The organism is Halalkalibacter suaedae (assembly GCF_017939705.1).
GTDB classification, from domain to species: Bacteria; Bacillota; Bacilli; order Bacillales; family Bacillaceae_D; genus Halalkalibacter; species Halalkalibacter suaedae.
The window spans coordinates 124,123-140,499 of the sequence record NZ_JAGKSQ010000003.1; the positions used below are offsets into that span (position 1 = coordinate 124,123).

Genomic DNA, 16,377 nt, shown 5'->3' on the forward strand with positions numbered 1-16,377 from the left:
CTAATTTCAAGTCCTTTGTTACAAGCTATGCCAAAAACATCTACTATTATACCTATGAATCACTTTAATCATCTTATTTACTTACGCATACTGAACATATACTTAATAGCTCTCAAGCTTCTCCTTTAATCAAAAAGAACATTTCAAAAGTTCACAGCCCTTTTGAAATGTTCTTTTAATGTTTAGTATCACATAATTGAATTATTCCGTATCATTATCAGAAGCTGGTTCCTCTTCAACTACGTGACAGCGATGGCAAATGCCATGGAAAGTTAACCTATGATCCTTTATTTTGAAATTCCAGTCACGTTCAACAATTTCTTCTACGTCTCCAAGTAAATCTTCTTGAATTTCATCAACTGCCCCGCATTCGATACAAACAAGATGATGATGAAAATGTGCAGCACCCTCTTGTCTTAAATCAAAACGAGAAACACCATCTCCAAAATTAATTTTATCTACAATTTTTAATTCTGCTAGAAGTTCAAGTGTTCTATACACAGTAGCTAGTCCAATTTCAGGTGCTTTATCTTTAACGAGGAGGTAAACATCCTCCGCACTTAAATGATCCTCTTCATTCTCAAGCAACACTCTAACAGTTGCTTCCCGTTGAGGAGTTAACTTATAGCTTTGTGAGTGCAGATGTTTTTTTATTCGCTCAAGTCTTTTCTCCATCTATTTAGCCTCCTCTCAGCCCACTATAACCTCCTTATATTATAATCACTCAAAAAAACAGTGTCAATCGATAATGATTATTCTTTATCACCTTAAAATAATTTTTAGTTTATAATAATTATTAAAAAGTATTAGTTATTACAAAACGCATTAAAATTGGAGAGACATATGCCTCAAAAGCAGATGCAAAGGCAAGTGCTGCACTAACACAGAGAATTAAGACTGTGTATTTAAGAAATTGTGGGAAAATGGGTATATTCGTTCTCTTAACAAATTGTTGTCGAACCATCTTCAAACAAAATGAAATACTTGCTGTTCCAACAATAACGAAAGCAGGAACAAGGATGAAGTTCTGTGGCATAATTGATACAAAGGACAAGAAGAAACCCGACATACCTAATTGATTTACTAAAAATCCAACTGTAAATCCAACGACTACACCTTTTAGAAATAATAGAATAAGTATAATTGGAAGACCAATAATGGATAAACCAAGGATCCACATTAAGCCAAAATATTTGGCATAATGGGCATAGCTCTGTGTGAAAATGACCGAGGGTTGAGCTAATTCTCCCTCATTAACATGTCCAAAAAATTGACTAACGTACATATATAAGTCATGCTTTTGTGTCAAACTTAAGCTGTTAACAACTATAGCACCAAAGACAATTCCAATAAGAAATAACACAGTTGTGAATACATAGATCGTCCGGTTTTCTTCTAAATGATTCCCTATCATTTCTCTTATTCCGTACTTCATTGCCGAACCCTCCTTATTAACTCTTACTTCACTCTATGAGCCAATAGGTGATTCTATGACAATCTCTATTAATTCTTTTCTATTATTTTTCCGTACACTCCTCCTCCACCTGTTTTGATAGATAATTCACCTTTTCTAGCTGAGAAGATCGCACGAACAATCTGAGGTGAGACAACCTTACTCAGTTCTTCTTCTGTTGCACTATGAATAATATTCATATCTGTTTGGAAATGACTGCGAAGCTTTTCTAGCGTTTTCTTGCCTAGTTTCGGAATAAACTCTAGTGGAATTTGATGAATATAGGGTGGTCTCTTCCTTACTGGTGTATGTAATGGTAGTTCAAGGATTCGTTCCGAGACACCTTTAATGAGCTTTGTCGATTGACAGGCTTCACAAGCACCTTTAGTGATCTTGCTCTGGCAGTCGGCACAAATTGATTGATAGTATTTGCCAAGTAGTGGATGTAGCCCAAAGTTCGTTTCGACCTCTCTTCCACCAATTCCCTTAAGTGCTAACCGAAATTCATCAAAACTCGGTTCATCTAAACGAAGAAATTGATACTCCCTTCCCATCTTTTCAAGGGAATGGGCATCAGAATTAGTTAGAAAAGGGTAAGATTCGAGTTCAGTAACAATTTGAGCCATAGATGTGTCACTACTTAGCCCAAGCTCGACCGCATCAATCATGCTCGGATCAAATACTTCCGTTAGACTACTTTTTACACCTTTACCAAATAAACTTTTAAAAGGGGTAAAAATATGAGCAGGGATAAATAACCCATTCAATTCTTTCACTTTCTTCTGAAGGTTATTTCCATTCTCATACAATCTTTGTGAACTAAGGGTCGGGTTTTTCATTCGTACAGACATCCATGCACTAAACAATTCCATCGCTTCAATTGTCGGCATAAAAACCAGGACATGAATGGGTCCATGACAATTTTCATCATAGATTTCAATTTCTGTTCCAAGAAAGAGAGTGACCCTCCTAAATTGGACGCCACCGTCTTTCCTTTCATACGCTTCACCATCTGCAAGATATTCTTTGATCTCCTCTAAGGTTTCCTTCACATGACAATCAATCACGCCAATAATGTCTATGCCTTTTATATTTTCTGCGTAGTTAATAATATTCTCCAATGTTAAAGAAGGAGCAGCTGTAATTTTTACCGCTGCCCCTGAACGAGTACGTCCTATATGTATATGGAGATCCGTCACATATGAGTGCAAACAAGTCATCCTCTCTATTTAGTAAGCTTCAGATATTGGATCGCATACATCGTTTTGGCATCGTGAATCAATTCTTCTTTTACCATAACCTCTGCCTCTTCTATAGTAACCTCCAACACATCTAAAAATTCATCTTCATCTGTATTCGCGTATCCTTTTTCTAGCTTGTCGGCAGCATATAGATAAATGATTTCATCTGCAAAACCAGGTGATGTATAGAAGGACGCCAGAAACTTCAGCTCTTTAGCTAAATATCCCGTTTCTTCTTCTAATTCTCTTTTGGCAGCCTTCTCTGGTTCTTCGTTCTCGTCAAGCTTACCTGCTGGAATTTCGACAATCACTTTCTTTAATGCCTTTCGGTACTGTCGAACTAAAACAATCTTTCCTTCTTTAGTAATTGGCACAACCGCTACAGCACCTGGATGTGTAACAATTTCACGGGTACTTGTCTTCCCATTTGGAAGCTCAACCTCTTCAAGATGTAGATCAATGATCTTCCCTTTATAAATTTCCGTTGACTTCGTGGTCTTTTCGAATAAATGATCCATCAAATTCCCCCGGTTCTTTTTATTTGTAATCTTACATAGAAGTGTACCATAGATCCTATTCGAAAGGACTGAGGATATGAAGGTTTACATTCATCAAAAGGGGTTCATTTTAGCAGGTAAAGCGTGGGAAATTCGGGCAAAATTAAAAGAGGCTAGTGCCTCCTTTAAGACGGTTGAGAATTGGATTGAAACGGTTCATTGTTCAGAGCCGGCTAGCAATGCTTCCGCAACTGCACAAAAAAAGAGCGGATCGTCTTCATATTTACGTCCCATTGTCTGAATGGGTAACAGAGCTCTATCAATCGCCCTTATCACAAGCTTATCAACTTCCCGTTCAGAAAAAACAATATGATGTTGCGTCGAAAATGGATGGTACTCTTCAAGTTGTCTCTTAATATGATTTCCCTGTTCATCATTCATTTTCGGTAGATACAAATGTGCTGGCTTAAATGTGAACCGACATAGAGGTGTTAGGGTGTGGTGACTAATACCAATGTGACGACTCCGTTGATCGGCAAATGAAACACGTGGTATCCAAATTGGATTTCCATTTAGTGCACTTATCATATGCGACCACTCCGCTTGTATCATGCCTGAGAACCCATACTGAGTCCCAGTTCCAACTACTCCTGGTCCAACCGAAATCAAAATAACATCTGACTTTAACACATCATTTGCAAACTGCAAGGCTGAGGCGATTGTCGTCGCTTCGTAATCTCCACCAAACGCTTGCCCAACCGTAATTGAGGTAAAAGCCTCTTCCTGTTGTAGGAGACGATGCTGGTCACTCATTTGTAAAGGCAATGCCGCTTGATCATCAAAGATAACACAGCATTTCTTCTCAGGAAATTGGTCGTGCAGAAGATAAAAAAACAATGGAACCATGCTATGTAATTCAGCTAGCCAGACAGATTGTCCCTCCAGAGTACAAGCTTTCTTAAAGTGGTCGTGGTAGGGACTTTCTGGTGACTCAACAGCCAACACACTATGTTGAATTGGCGTATACCTTGCCTTCATAATATGTCCATCATCTTCTCGTATTGAGTGATGTATTTCCGAAAGATGGGCTCTAACGATATCCCAACCACCTGTGCCTAAGTTTAATTCCGTCGCAGTTGTATTCACAAGGATACGATCAAGCTTATTGGCTCTCATAGATATGCTTTTGTATAGTAAGGCTCTCTTACTGCCTTTGTCAGTTTCTAGCTTTTGTATTTCCTCATCTTCATAAAGAATGTCTATAACGGTCATTACTAATTCCGTATACATATGATCACGCCTAACCTTACTTTTATAATCAGTGTAACCATATCATTTATTCTTTAAAACAAAGGTTTGATGAGCTCTTCTATCCCTTCATAGGTAACCTCACCCGGAAGAACATGTTGAATGGTTCCATCTCGACTAATGATATAGGTCATTGGCATACCAGCTACTTTATATCGATCAGCAACATCACCCTTTTCATCGAAAAACACAGGTAATGTAATGTTCATTTCTTCTATAAAAGCAGGTCCATCCTTGAGGGTTCTCTCAGTTGTTTGCATATTTACAGTTACGACAGAGAGGCCTTGCTCTCCGTAATCTTCCTGAAGCTTCATAAGTGCGGGCATTTCATCACGACAAGGCTCACACCAAGATGCCCACATATTTAAAACAATGACATCACCGTGATAGTCATAAAGTTCTCCTTCAGATTGCTCGTGCATTGGCAATTGAAAATTCTCAGCGATCATTCCACGCTCATTACCGACTTCTTGTCGGTCAACGAAAAACACGACACAAAGTGCCAAAGCAATTCCGATCATGAGGACAATTCTCGTTCTTTTTTGTTGCATATCTGCATCCTCCACTAAAAAACATTTCTTTAATTATAGGAATAATCGTAACAAAACTGCAAGCGAGAACGAATGTTGAAGCTATTTTTATTTTTCACTACTAACCCCGATTATTATATTTCCTAAAATTAATTAACCGACTAGCTAAATCGATTTCTAAAGCTTTCTACAACAGATTGATCAAGACCAGCTCCTATTAAGATTAAACATGGCACAACCTTTTCATCTAATGGCGTTAACTGAAGATATCCTGATGCAAACTGAAACGAAAATAAATGATGATCTGGAGACAACGCGATATACCCTTTTGCCCTTAATAATTTCGGTTGGTCCTTCAACCATTTTTCAAACATCCGTTTATCCATCGCTGGGATATGTTCGAGCTTGATTGCTTGGAAAGGATGGTCATGATGATGGTGATGACCATGTTCATGGGAATGCTTCTGATACGTCCATTCCTCTGTCTGCACTCTTTTAAGAAAAAGCAGTTCCTTGTCTACTTCTCCAAACGATGTTTGAACTATCTCAACACCCTTTTGTTTCAATCTTTCAACACGTTCAATCACTTTCTTCATTTCCTTTTCATTAATCAGGTCTTTCTTGTTTAGGATCAATAGACTACTAGCCTTAACTTGGTCCTTTAGCATTTCCCTAATTTCTTTGGAGCTTTGAAATAAGCTTTGAAATTCTAGATAACGACTTGAGTCAACGACACCAATAATTGTATGCACTTCAACCTTGTTGATTAATGTAGGATGTGTTAATGCCTCTACAATCTCGATTGGGTTCGCAATCCCAGTTCCTTCAATAAAGAGGATGTCTATGTCTTGACGCTTTTCAAGGAAAGCAACTAGCTCTTCCTTCATATCTTCTTGAATTGTACAACAAATGCAGCCATCAAGTAGCTCAATCATTTCTTCATTATCGAATAACTGCTTTTCCACATTCTCAGCACCTAACTCGTTCAATAAAATGGCAGGTTTTAGTTGCTTCGCTTTTGCATGCTCAACCATTTGCTTTAAGACGGTCGTTTTTCCACTCCCTAAAAAGCCAGTTATAATATAGACTGGAATCCTTTTGTCCACTAGAACCACATCTCCTTTACTCTACCTACTATTAAAGTAGCATACCTGTATTACAGAACTCAAATAAGAATCTTTCTTATTTAAAATAAAAAAATACTGTATTGCAAACGCCCGCTAACTGTATTATGATAAATAACACAGTTAGATTAAACCATACATCTCTTTTCGAAAGGAGGAAGCTATGTTTCAGTTAGATATTCGTAGTCGAAAGCCGATTTACGAGCAACTCGTTGATAAATTAAAAGAATTAATCATCCATGAAGTGTATCAAGCAGATCAGCAATTGCCCTCGGTCAGAGTATTAGCACAAGAGTTGACAATTAATCCAAACACAATTCAAAAAGCTTATAACGCCCTCGAAAACCAAGGCTATATTTATTCAATTCCTGGTAAAGGGAAATTTGTAGCACCCCAGTCTGAAGCGACAAATGACGAGAAGGTGAAGAAGATGAAACAAGATTTAGTCAAACTATTATCAGAAGCACTTTATTTAGGTATTGATAAGCAGGAATTACTTTCATTAATCGCACTTGCCGAACAAGCAGTGAAAGGAGGAGAAAAAGAGTGATACATGTACATGATCTCTACAAGCAATTTGAAAATTTTGAAGCAGTTAAAGGCATTGAGCTACATATCAAAAAAGGATCAATATACGGTTTACTTGGCTCGAATGGTGCTGGAAAGACATCGCTCCTTAAAACAATTGCAGGAATTTATAAACCTAATGCTGGCCAGGTACTGATCGAGGACAAAGCCATTTTTGAAAATATTGAAATGAAACAGCGGGTAATCTTTTTAGCAGATCAGCTTTATTTCTTTCCTAACACAACCATCAAGCAAGCAGCACGTTTCCACTCTGATATATATACAAATTGGAACAATGAACGTTTTTCTAGATTACAAGAAATATTTAACATTGATATCAATAAGAAAGTTCATCGCCTATCAAAAGGAATGCAACGACAAGTAGCTTTTTGGTTAGCACTCTCTACAATGCCTGATATCCTTATTCTTGATGAGCCATTTGATGGCTTGGATGCTGTGATGAGACAAAAGATTAAAAACATGCTTATACAAGATGTAGCTGAACGTGAATTAACCATTCTAATTTCCTCACATAACCTCAGAGAAGTAGAGGATTTATGCGACAGTGTCGGAATCATGCACAATGGAAAATTAATGATCGAGAAGGATCTTGATGATTTAAAATCAGACATCCATAAGATTCAGGTTGCTTTCAAAACTGGTGTACCTGATGACTTTTTAAGCAATTACAATGTGCTGTATAAAGAAGAACGAGGTAGCGTGAAATTATTTATAGTTAGAGGCAAAGAGGATTCAATTGAACACCATGTTCACTCGTACTCCCCTGCTATTTTTGACCTTCTGCCACTAACTCTCGAAGAAATATTTATTTATGAAATGAGGGACGTCGGCTATGCAATCGAAAATATTGTCGTTTAATCGTGGTATTATCACTCAGGATATTCGGAGCGTAGGGTGGATTGGTCTTGTTTATTTTATTTGTTTAATATTTGCCCTACCTCTAAATATATTATTAGCTTACACAACTCAAACACCATTAGATCCTTTTATCCCTGCTGAATCACTCTTTCATCTACCGTTTGAGTTTGTTATTTTTCTAATATTCACGTTACCTGTTGTACTTGCTATCTTTCTATTTAGGTATATGCAAGCAAAACAGCCAAGTGATTTTGTCCATAGTTTACCAATAACAAGAGAACAACTCTTTTTTCAGCATGTAGCTTTTGGAACGTTACTTCTTATTTTACCTGTACTATTAACCGGAATCATTTTATGGCTGCTAGGATTTTTTATCCCTGCTCCTGATCTACTATCCATCGGTTCGATTGCAGAATGGAGTGCGATTACGACTCTTTTTAATTTGTTTGTATTTTATACTTGTGTTTTCGTCGGGATGTTTACTGGTATGTCAATATTACAAGGAGCTTTTACCTATATCTTGTTTTTCTTTCCAGCTGGAATACTTGTTTTAATCATGACTAATCTACATTTTTATCTTTATGGTTTGTCCGTAAATACGATTAATTATGAAAGCTTAATACCATTTTCACGTCTATTAGAAATTCGGTTTCTCTTATTGGAAAACAGAATGTCGATAGGCGAAATATCAATTTACCTAGTCATCATGATTTTTTTCTTAGTTACTTCATTCTTTGTTTACAAGATACGTCAAGTTGAATCAGCAACATCTGCAATTTCTTTTAAACCATTAAAGCCAATTTTCAAGTATGGTTTTACATTTTCAACGATGCTTGTTGGTGGAGCTTATTATGGATCAATCCAAGAAAACCTAGGCTGGATTATTTTCGGTTATATAGCAGCTTCAATCTTTGGTTACTTGGTTGCCCAAATGATTCTAGATAAAACATGGAGAGTTTTCTCGAAATGGAAAGGCTATGTCGTTTTCATCATTGCAATGGTCACCTTAGCAATTATCATCCATTTTGACATTACCGGCTTTGAAAAAAGAGTTCCTGAAGCCTCTAACGTCGAGCGTGTATACTTTGCCGAGGATAATTATTACTGGCATAGTCGCTATGATGAGGACATGTATGTAGATAACTTGAACCCTAGTGATTTCTATGAGAGTCCTGAAGTCATAGAAAGTATTAGGAGGTTACATCAACAAATTATTGAAGATAGAAATGTAGATATTTCACATCATGACCCAGCAGTTCAACCAGTTTCTATCGGCTATGAATTAAAAGACGGGGGCTTAGTCGTTAGAGAGTACCTTGTCCCCTACAGGCAATATGCCGCATTTTATGAACAAATCTTGCAATCAGATGACTATCGCTCAAATCAAAATCCTGTTTTAACTATTGAAAATTCAAAAGAGATTAGTCATATTATGATTGAGTCTCATCGTACTCCAGGAAGAGTTACCTTAACCGAGGAACAGCAAATAAGCGAATTTCATGCACTTCTTAAAGAAGATATTAACAATCAATCAGTTGAAGACTATCTTGTACCTGTGGAGTGGGATTCAAGTATTAATTACCATCTACAAAATGGCAATGATAATTATATTACTTGGAAAAAGTCCTATACCGAGATTGATAACTGGCTGGAAACTCAGGGCTTACTTGAGGAGGCCCGTACGACAAGCAACGATTTGACACATGTTGCTGTAATGCCTCTAGAAAGCGGGGAAGATGTTCATTCCTATTTGAATGACAGTACTATGGAAACGGATTTTGACACTCTTCCTAATGTAATCCGAGTTGATCAATCCGACCAAATTGATTCTATACTTAAACAGAGTGAATGGGTCCAAAACGGAGCGTCCTACCTTGTTGCTCTGTATTATAAGGACGACACATATCCTGAACTCGCAACAATATCCAAAGACAAAGCACCCGAGTTTTTGACTGAAATGTTTTCCGAATAAATGATGAGGTAGATACACAAAACTCCTTTGAGAAATAATTCTCAGAGGGGTTTTTCCGTATTTCACCTATTTATTGTTGGGAAGCTCAAGGACTCAACCGAATACCCGGAACACATTATATAAATGCCATTTCCAAAAAGATGAAGGATCTAATTTATCCCTAACATTCCAATCCAATCATTTCTTTTACCCACATGAAGCTGGGACAAAAGTGATTTAACTAATGGAAAAACCGAACAATGGTGGGTGGCGGACGTAAACCGCTCCTGAAATATACTTCGCTTTCCGCGGGAAGCCGGTGAGCCTCCTCGTGCTTCGCACTGCGGGGTCTCACCTTTGGCTTTTAGGTGAGGCCACTGAAAAAGTCCCTTTGGGCAGGTGCGAGGAAGCAGCAATGGCTCCACACGTTGCACGCCTTCTATGAGAAACCCACTCATAGCGGGCTTAAGACAATGCAACGGTTTCGCTCATTGCTTAAAGGCCACTAAAGAAAGGTGAAGATCACACCTTTTTCAGTGGCCTCTTTTAGGTCCCGCAGGAGTCTACGTATATTTCCCGCTACGCGATTGCATTATTCGGTATTTTAGTTAAGCACTTTAGTTATGTCCCCAGCCTCAAGAAGTTAATTCCCTTTTCTCCTCTATCAAAGCGGACGGGATGGGAGGGCCGACTCCTGCAGGATGGACGGGCAGGTGGAAATCCACCGGCAGAGCCGGTTAGTTCCACGCCCACCTGCGGAAAGCGTGCCCCCCATCCCGGTAGCGGTTTCGAAGCCTCTCGTTATCGCAATTGACAACAAAAAAGCTTGTAGACAAGCTCTGTCAACAAGCTGAGATACTCAAGCATTCAATTTTATCCTATGATGTCTTTAAAGCCTTTTCCTTCTTTTTCTTCATTGCCTTTGTAATATAGCCACCTCTAAAATTACGTGGCTCATAGGAAACAATAAAAGCACTCGGTTCATACGTACTAACAATCTTAATGAACTCTCCTTCACGGTCACGCCTCGCTGTACAATCAAGACGGTAGCGACGAGCTTGGTTCATCCCTTCCACTTCTGCAGTAGAAACACTGAAGCCTTCATCCCTTAAATGACTTGTTAATTCTTCATTCTTGTTCATTATATTCACTTCAATTGAGACAAACCCAATAGCCAGCTTCTGCTCAATAATTTGACCAATATATAAACCAACACCAAAACCAATCGCATAGGACGCCATATTCCAGTAATTAGACAAATCACTAAAAACAATTCCTAGTGCAATCACATAAATAAACCCTTCCAGAACACCCAGGCCTGCTGCCTTTTCCTTCATTCCCTTAACCATCATGATCGTCCGTAATGTGAGGACTGGAACAAAAAGGAGCTGAGCAATAAAAATAATAAGCGGTTGAAGCATTGTTTCACCTTCTTCCTAAAAAATTCAACTTTCGTAGTGTAACAGGAATTTCACTGTGAAGCTAGGGCTCAATAAAGATTTTTACTGGAAATTAGATTACTTGTTTCAATCTAGTAACAAATAATAGGTAATAGATTCAAAACTTTTGATATATGTTAGAATACTAGGTATTGAAAAGTAAAAGGAGCCAAGAACATGAAAAAAGTATCACAAATCCTTCTTTCTTTTGGGAAAGACCTTAGTGGCTTCCTACTCCTTATAGGATTTCTTATTTTATTTTTTAACATTGAGTCTTTTAAAAATGATCAGGCTGGATTATCTGTCCCAGATGTGTGGTTAAACGTAAATACTATTTTTCTTAGTATTGTTTTTGAAGCAATCCCGTTTATCCTCTTAGGTGTTTTCGTCTCTGCACTCATCCAAATCTATATAAAAGAAGATTTGATCCAACGTTTCTTACCAAAAAATGCATACGCTGCTCTATTACCAGCTGCAATACTAGGAGCTATTTTTCCAATTTGTGAGTGTGCGATCGTTCCAATTGTTAGACGACTCATTAAAAAAGGCATGCCGCTACATGTAGGTGTTGTTTTTCTAGTGGCTGCACCTATCCTAAATCCAATTGTTGCAGCATCTACCTTCTTTGCGTTTAGAACCGATTTAACTGTCCTTTATGCGAGAATGGGACTTGCGTTCGTTCTTGCTATTATTATTGGTGCCATTTTATATCTTGTATTCAAAAATCGTGATCAATTAAAATGGACAAAAGAGGAATTGGTCGGTAGACAAGTCGTCCTTGACATTATGCCGACTAAGAAAATGAATCGGATTAAACAAACCATGTATCATGCTTCAGATGAATTCTTTTTAATGGGTAAATACTTGATACTAGGTGCATTTATTGCTGCTTTGTTCCAAACGTTCTTAGATCGTAGCGTTCTTCAAGCAATTGGAAGCAATGAATGGAGTTCAACTGCAGTCATGATGGCCTTTGCCTTTTTACTATCTCTTTGCTCAGAAGCCGATGCCTTTGTGGCTGCATCCTTTGGGAGTACCTTTACAACTGGATCTATTATCGCATTCCTCGTATATGGTCCAATGCTCGATCTAAAAAACACAATTATGCTATTTGCCTTCTTTAAGGCTCGCTTTGTTTTAGTATTCATATTAGTTGTGACAATAACCGTATTTGTCTCTGTATTAACCTTACAGCTTCTACAAATCGTATAGGACGGTGAATTAAGTGAATCAAAAACAACCGGACATGGGCTTTCACGCTTATATTAGAGGGATTATCTTAATTGGTTTCTCGCTACTAATGTTGTCTTTTATTATTACTGGAACGATTACGTATTATATCGCACCGACAATGCTTCCATTTGTCTACTTTGCAACAGCTGTTTTCCTCATTCTTGGCGTTCTACAAATTGTCCGTAGTACGGCGAAAGGTCAAGAGGAGGAGCTGCTATGTGATTGTGGAACAGACCATAGTGTTCAAGGCTCACCTATTGTTAAACTAATAATTTATGGTATTTTCGTTACACCGATTGTACTCGGATTTGTTCTTCCTGATAAATTATTAGATAGCTCCGTCGCTGCTAATCGTGGTATTCAATATGGGTCTGGTCTAAATGAATCAACTCAAGCTTCTCCTGCAACAACCGATACCTCTAGAGCTCAAGCATTTTTGGATGACCCCGATGCGTACTATGCTGAACTTGAAAATGGCAGCGGCTCTAACACTGAAACAACTGTTTCTGCTGAGGAGTTTTACACAGAAGAAGGCTACAACCAATATTATGAAGAACTCATAGACACCCTCCTTGCTGAAGAGCAAATTACTGTAACAGAGGAGAATTATCTAGATGTGATGACGGTTCTTGACCTTCATCTTGATCGATTTATTGGCAAGTCAATTGTGATAAGTGGTTTTGTTTACCGAGAACAGGACCTTGCAGAGAATAAATTTGTCGTCGCTCGTTTTGGGATGACTTGCTGTGTTGCAGATGCATCCGTCTACGGAACAATGGTTCAAACAGAAGAAGCTTCGCAATTAGAAAATGATACTTGGATAGAAGTTCAAGGGATTGTTACTGAAACGACCTATAATGATATGAGAATTCCTCTTATCGATCTACGTGAATTTGAGCAAATCGAGCAACCTGATACTCCATATGTTTACCCAAGATTTAGTTTTTAAGAGTCTATTCAAAAGGGGGGTTTTTTCCGTTTTGAGTAGACTTTTGAACAACGATCAATTCCACACCAAAACGAGCCTATTATGTAAGGCTCGTTTTTTTAGATTAAACTGGAAGCATGACTCTTAGCAATGGCGTCTGCCCTGCTTCAACATCAACAATCTTGTCTTTCATCATTTGTTCAACCATTTCCATATTTGTAATGATAACCGGAGTAATCGTACTCGCTGCCTTCTCCTTTATCAAATTCAAGTCAAAATCAACTAGTAGATCCCCCATTTTTACTTGATCCCCTTCTTTTACATGTAAAGTAAATCCATCACCGTTTAAGTTGACTGTATCAAGACCAATATGAATGAGAATTTCTAATTGGCCGGGTGTTCTAATTCCAATCGCGTGTTTTGTAGGGAAGACTTGAATCACCTCTCCCGACACTGGGGCAACAAGGCTACCTTCTTTGGGAGCTACAGCAAATCCGTCTCCCATCATTTTCTTACCAAAGGTTGGATCTGGTACTTCCTCTATTGGAATCAGTGTACCCGTGACGGGAGATACAATTACTTCCTGTTCAGGCTTAGTAACCTCTTCTTTCTTTTTACCAAACAATTTCTCCAACATTATTTCGCTCACCCTCTCGTATTATCTTTTCAAATACAATACCCTTTCTGCTCTTTATGAAACACTTTTCTCAATACATCCAGATAAAGATCGTTTAAAATACGAATGATTAATTGCAATAAAATAATTTCATTCGCCTTTAAGTAAAAAAACACTTTAATTCACCTCGAATATCAGATATACTTACTCCATTAGATAAATACATACAAACAATCTCGTATAATCGTGGGGATATGGCCTACAAGTTTCTACCGAACTACCTTAAATGGTTCGACTACGAGTGATGTTTTGACGTTCGTACTCGAATATCAAAGTCTCACTTGTCGTATCTGTGGAGACTTTGGTGTTCGAGTTTTTTGTTTGTTACAGGGGTGAGAGAAGATGGATAAGTTAAAAAACGCTATTAGAGAAAAAGGAAGAGTGTTGTCTACAGAGGTATTGAAGGTCGATTCTTTTTTAAATCATCAAATTGATGTTGATTTAATGATGTCTGTAGGCGAAGAGCTTGCTAGGAGATTTCAAACCGATTCGATTACAAAGGTATTAACGATTGAATCATCTGGAATTGCACCGAGTATGACGGCTGCAAGAGATCTAGGAGCCTCACTTGTTTTTGCACGAAAAAAGAAATCGCTAACGATGAATAATGATGTGTTTGTTAGCCAGGTATATTCATTTACAAAACAAGAAACGAACGACATTACTGTATCTAAGGATTTTCTTAACAAAAATGACCGCGTACTAATCATTGATGATTTTCTGGCTAACGGCCAGGCGGCATTTGGATTAATTGATATTGTTCAACAAGCTGGAGCTACGGTCGTTGGTCTTGGTATCGTAATCGAAAAATCATTCCAAGACGGAAGACAACGACTTGAAGATCAAGGCTACCGTGTTGAATCACTTGCAAGAGTCCATTCGTTAGAAAATGGTCAAGTCACATTCGTTGATGAATTACAACTTTCGAACATCTAAAAGGGGAGTACAACATGACATCTAAAACTATTCATTATCCTTTATATAAAAAAGAAGATACAGATGCCTTTTTTGCACTATTTCAAAATAACTTAGCCAACTTTGTCGTGATTGCTGTCACGATGCTAGGGATGGGATTTCCAGCAAGCATTGTATTTGGAAAAGTCATTCCTGGTGCTGCTGTTGCCGTCATGGCAGGGAATCTCTATTATGCTTACATGGCGAAACAGCTTGCCCAAAAGGAAGGCCGAACAGATGTAACGGCTCTATCGTATGGAATCAGTACACCAGTCATGTTTGTCTTTCTATTCGGTGTCCTTGCTCCTGCTAATGCACTAACGGGTGACCATGAACTAGCATGGAAGATTGCTGTTGGTGCAGCCTTTTTAAGTGGACTTGTTGAAGTACTTGTAAGCTTCAGTGGAAATTGGATTCGCGATCGCCTGCCTCGAGCAGCTCTTCTAGGAGCGATTGCTGGTGTGGCGTTAACCTTTGTTGCAGGTGAAATGCTGTTTAATACATTTTCAATCCCAGTTGTCGGTCTCGTATCTTTAGCTATTATTCTTATTGGAATCGTCGGCAAGCTTGCCATGCCATTTCGTATTCCTGCTTCCTTATTTGCTGTCGTCGCTGGGACGATCTTAGCCTTCGCTCTAGGATATCAGTCTCCCACAGCGATTCAAGAAGGCTTAGCGAATATTGGGTTTTATCCGATTCTACCAACACTTGCTCCTTTTGAAGGAATGACATATTTATTTGGTAGTCTTATCGGGATCCTAGCAGTCTTAATTCCGATTACTCTCTATAACGCGATTGAGACGATGAATAATGTGGAAGCCATGTCTTCAGTTGGTGACTCGTATGACGTCCGAAAATGCCAAGCTGTTGACGGGGCTGGAACAATGATTGGAGCCCTTTTCGGCGGTTTGTTTCCAACGACTGTATATATTGCAACGGTTGGTTCAAAACAAATGGGTGCTGGTCGTGGCTATAGCATTTTAAATGCGATTGTCTTTGGACTTGCTGCTATGTCGGGTGTTATTGCTGCGATGGCAGCCATTATCCCACTAGCTGCCGTTGCCCCAATCCTTGTATTTGTTGGAATGTCTATGGTCGGTACCGCGTTTACTTCTAACGATAAAAAATACTATCCTGCTGTGGCGATTGCGATGTTGCCATACCTCGCGAACTACGTCATGACGCGTTTTAACAATGCAGCAGGTGAGGTAGTCTCAAATATCTCTCTTGGAATCGTTCCCTTAGGACAGGGTGCCTTGTTTACCGCTATCTTACTAGGGGCGATGACAGTTGCGATTATTGATCGCAACTTCAAGCAGGCGATTATTTTCTCACTGATTGCTTCTCTGTTATCATTTGTTGGGTTTATCCATGCACCGAAATTAGCTATTAATGCTGCACCTGATTATACAATTGGGTATCTTCTTGTAGGGGTGTTATTCGGGTATTATGCTTGGAAAGAAGCAAAAGCTAGTGGTCAGGTAGAAGTTGATAGGAAAGTAGCAGCATAATTAGAAGAGGAACGCCGTGTTGGCGTTCCTTTTTTGATTGTTAATTGATTGGTAAAGAGAAATTGGCTGTGGTACATTTCCACTTT

Annotated in this window: 17 protein-coding genes and 1 riboswitch; of the genes, 8 read left to right on the forward strand and 9 right to left on the reverse strand. The window is 38.5% G+C overall.

Annotated elements, in window-relative coordinates; translation table 11 throughout:
* Nucleotides 1-201 precede the first annotated feature (201 nt).
* The 4 genes from fur to J7W16_RS08035 form a co-directional block, all read right to left on the reverse strand.
* Complete coding sequence (gene fur / locus J7W16_RS08020) at nt 202-675, reverse strand: ferric iron uptake transcriptional regulator (RefSeq protein ID WP_210596784.1); 474 nt, start codon at nt 673-675, stop codon at nt 202-204.
* Nucleotides 676-796: 121 nt separating this feature from the next.
* Nucleotides 797-1,435, reverse strand: a complete 639-nt coding sequence (spoIIM, locus tag J7W16_RS08025) for a stage II sporulation protein M (protein WP_210596785.1) — start codon at nt 1,433-1,435, stop codon at nt 797-799.
* Nucleotides 1,436-1,503: 68 nt separating this feature from the next.
* On the reverse strand, nt 1,504-2,673 hold the full coding sequence (locus J7W16_RS08030) for an endonuclease Q family protein (protein WP_210596786.1): 1,170 nt from the start codon (nt 2,671-2,673) through the stop codon (nt 1,504-1,506).
* A 5-nt stretch (nt 2,674-2,678) separates the two neighbouring features.
* The gene (locus tag J7W16_RS08035) at nt 2,679-3,212 is read right to left on the reverse strand and encodes an NUDIX domain-containing protein (RefSeq protein ID WP_210596787.1); all 534 of its coding nucleotides are present in this window, start codon (nt 3,210-3,212) and stop codon (nt 2,679-2,681) included.
* 76 nt (nt 3,213-3,288) lie between these two features.
* On the opposite strand from J7W16_RS08035, the gene mciZ reads away from it, so the two are divergent.
* A complete protein-coding gene (mciZ, locus tag J7W16_RS22275) occupies nt 3,289-3,492 on the forward strand; it encodes a Z-ring formation inhibitor MciZ (RefSeq protein WP_210596788.1) in 204 nt (67 codons plus the stop codon).
* On the opposite strand, the gene J7W16_RS08045 is transcribed toward mciZ, so the two are convergent.
* The 3 genes from J7W16_RS08045 to J7W16_RS22280 all read right to left on the reverse strand — a co-directional run bounded on the left by J7W16_RS08045 (nt 3,408) and on the right by J7W16_RS22280 (nt 6,135).
* Nucleotides 3,408-4,481, reverse strand: coding sequence for a DUF3866 family protein (locus J7W16_RS08045; protein WP_210596789.1), 1,074 nt, complete (start codon nt 4,479-4,481; stop codon nt 3,408-3,410). The genes mciZ and J7W16_RS08045 overlap by 85 nt on opposite strands.
* Nucleotides 4,482-4,534: 53 nt before the next feature.
* The gene (locus J7W16_RS08050; protein ID WP_210596790.1) at nt 4,535-5,050 is read right to left on the reverse strand and encodes a TlpA disulfide reductase family protein; all 516 of its coding nucleotides are present in this window, start codon (nt 5,048-5,050) and stop codon (nt 4,535-4,537) included.
* A gap of 140 nt (nt 5,051-5,190) precedes the next feature.
* Entirely contained in the window at nt 5,191-6,135 is a 945-nt protein-coding gene (locus J7W16_RS22280; protein ID WP_210596791.1) for a CobW family GTP-binding protein, read from the reverse strand.
* Nucleotides 6,136-6,316: 181 nt separating this feature from the next.
* On the opposite strand from J7W16_RS22280, the gene J7W16_RS08060 reads away from it, so the two are divergent.
* Genes J7W16_RS08060 through J7W16_RS08070 form a run of 3 tightly spaced genes read left to right on the forward strand, consistent with a single transcriptional unit; the run spans nt 6,317 to nt 9,571 of the window.
* A complete protein-coding gene (locus J7W16_RS08060) occupies nt 6,317-6,703 on the forward strand; it encodes a GntR family transcriptional regulator (RefSeq protein ID WP_210596792.1) in 387 nt (128 codons plus the stop codon).
* Entirely contained in the window at nt 6,700-7,599 is a 900-nt protein-coding gene (locus tag J7W16_RS08065) for an ABC transporter ATP-binding protein (RefSeq protein WP_210596793.1), read from the forward strand. Before J7W16_RS08060 ends, J7W16_RS08065 begins: the two co-directional genes overlap by 4 nt.
* The gene (locus J7W16_RS08070) at nt 7,574-9,571 is read left to right on the forward strand and encodes an ABC transporter permease (protein ID WP_210596794.1); all 1,998 of its coding nucleotides are present in this window, start codon (nt 7,574-7,576) and stop codon (nt 9,569-9,571) included. Before J7W16_RS08065 ends, J7W16_RS08070 begins: the two co-directional genes overlap by 26 nt.
* Nucleotides 9,572-10,428: 857 nt before the next feature.
* On the opposite strand, the gene J7W16_RS08075 is transcribed toward J7W16_RS08070, so the two are convergent.
* Nucleotides 10,429-10,971 (reverse strand): DUF2179 domain-containing protein, encoded by a 543-nt coding sequence (locus J7W16_RS08075; protein WP_210596795.1) that lies wholly within the window; start codon nt 10,969-10,971, stop codon nt 10,429-10,431.
* Nucleotides 10,972-11,166: 195 nt separating this feature from the next.
* Here J7W16_RS08075 and J7W16_RS08080 point away from each other — a divergent pair, with 195 nt between their 5' ends.
* Nucleotides 11,167-12,201 carry a permease gene (locus J7W16_RS08080; RefSeq protein WP_210596796.1) on the forward strand — a complete coding sequence of 345 codons (1,035 nt, stop codon included), beginning with the start codon at nt 11,167-11,169 and terminating at the stop codon, nt 12,199-12,201.
* A gap of 13 nt (nt 12,202-12,214) precedes the next feature.
* Nucleotides 12,215-13,171, forward strand: a complete 957-nt coding sequence (locus tag J7W16_RS08085) for a TIGR03943 family putative permease subunit (protein ID WP_346726913.1) — start codon at nt 12,215-12,217, stop codon at nt 13,169-13,171.
* Nucleotides 13,172-13,274: 103 nt separating this feature from the next.
* Here J7W16_RS08085 and J7W16_RS08090 read toward each other — a convergent pair whose 3' ends face one another.
* Nucleotides 13,275-13,787: a PTS sugar transporter subunit IIA gene (locus J7W16_RS08090; protein WP_210596797.1), complete on the reverse strand. Its 513-nt coding sequence runs from the start codon at nt 13,785-13,787 to the stop codon at nt 13,275-13,277.
* A gap of 195 nt (nt 13,788-13,982) precedes the next feature.
* Nucleotides 13,983-14,084, forward strand: a riboswitch (purine riboswitch).
* Nucleotides 14,085-14,168: 84 nt separating this feature from the next.
* On the opposite strand from J7W16_RS08090, the gene J7W16_RS08095 reads away from it, so the two are divergent.
* Nucleotides 14,169-14,762 (forward strand): xanthine phosphoribosyltransferase, encoded by a 594-nt coding sequence (locus J7W16_RS08095; RefSeq protein ID WP_210596798.1) that lies wholly within the window; start codon nt 14,169-14,171, stop codon nt 14,760-14,762.
* A gap of 14 nt (nt 14,763-14,776) precedes the next feature.
* Nucleotides 14,777-16,291: an NCS2 family permease gene (locus tag J7W16_RS08100; RefSeq protein WP_210596799.1), complete on the forward strand. Its 1,515-nt coding sequence runs from the start codon at nt 14,777-14,779 to the stop codon at nt 16,289-16,291.
* The last annotated feature ends 86 nt before the right edge of the window (nt 16,292-16,377 follow it).

Excerpts from the sequence above, each read along its gene's own strand:
- fur (WP_210596784.1), bottom strand. The coding sequence starts at position 675 with ATGGAGAAAAGACTTGAGCGAATAAAAAAACATCTGCACTCACAAAGC.
- spoIIM (WP_210596785.1), bottom strand. The coding sequence starts at position 1,435 with ATGAAGTACGGAATAAGAGAAATGATAGGGAATCATTTAGAAGAAAAC.
- J7W16_RS08030 (WP_210596786.1), bottom strand. The coding sequence starts at position 2,673 with ATGACTTGTTTGCACTCATATGTGACGGATCTCCATATACATATAGGA.
- J7W16_RS08035 (WP_210596787.1), bottom strand. The coding sequence starts at position 3,212 with ATGGATCATTTATTCGAAAAGACCACGAAGTCAACGGAAATTTATAAA.
- mciZ (WP_210596788.1), top strand. The coding sequence starts at position 3,289 with ATGAAGGTTTACATTCATCAAAAGGGGTTCATTTTAGCAGGTAAAGCG.
- J7W16_RS08045 (WP_210596789.1), bottom strand. The coding sequence starts at position 4,481 with ATGTATACGGAATTAGTAATGACCGTTATAGACATTCTTTATGAAGAT.
- J7W16_RS08050 (WP_210596790.1), bottom strand. The coding sequence starts at position 5,050 with ATGCAACAAAAAAGAACGAGAATTGTCCTCATGATCGGAATTGCTTTG.
- J7W16_RS08060 (WP_210596792.1), top strand. The coding sequence starts at position 6,317 with ATGTTTCAGTTAGATATTCGTAGTCGAAAGCCGATTTACGAGCAACTC.
- J7W16_RS08070 (WP_210596794.1), top strand. The coding sequence starts at position 7,574 with ATGCAATCGAAAATATTGTCGTTTAATCGTGGTATTATCACTCAGGAT.
- J7W16_RS08075 (WP_210596795.1), bottom strand. The coding sequence starts at position 10,971 with ATGCTTCAACCGCTTATTATTTTTATTGCTCAGCTCCTTTTTGTTCCA.
- J7W16_RS08080 (WP_210596796.1), top strand. The coding sequence starts at position 11,167 with ATGAAAAAAGTATCACAAATCCTTCTTTCTTTTGGGAAAGACCTTAGT.
- J7W16_RS08090 (WP_210596797.1), bottom strand. The coding sequence starts at position 13,787 with ATGTTGGAGAAATTGTTTGGTAAAAAGAAAGAAGAGGTTACTAAGCCT.
- J7W16_RS08095 (WP_210596798.1), top strand. The coding sequence starts at position 14,169 with ATGGATAAGTTAAAAAACGCTATTAGAGAAAAAGGAAGAGTGTTGTCT.
- J7W16_RS08100 (WP_210596799.1), top strand. The coding sequence starts at position 14,777 with ATGACATCTAAAACTATTCATTATCCTTTATATAAAAAAGAAGATACA.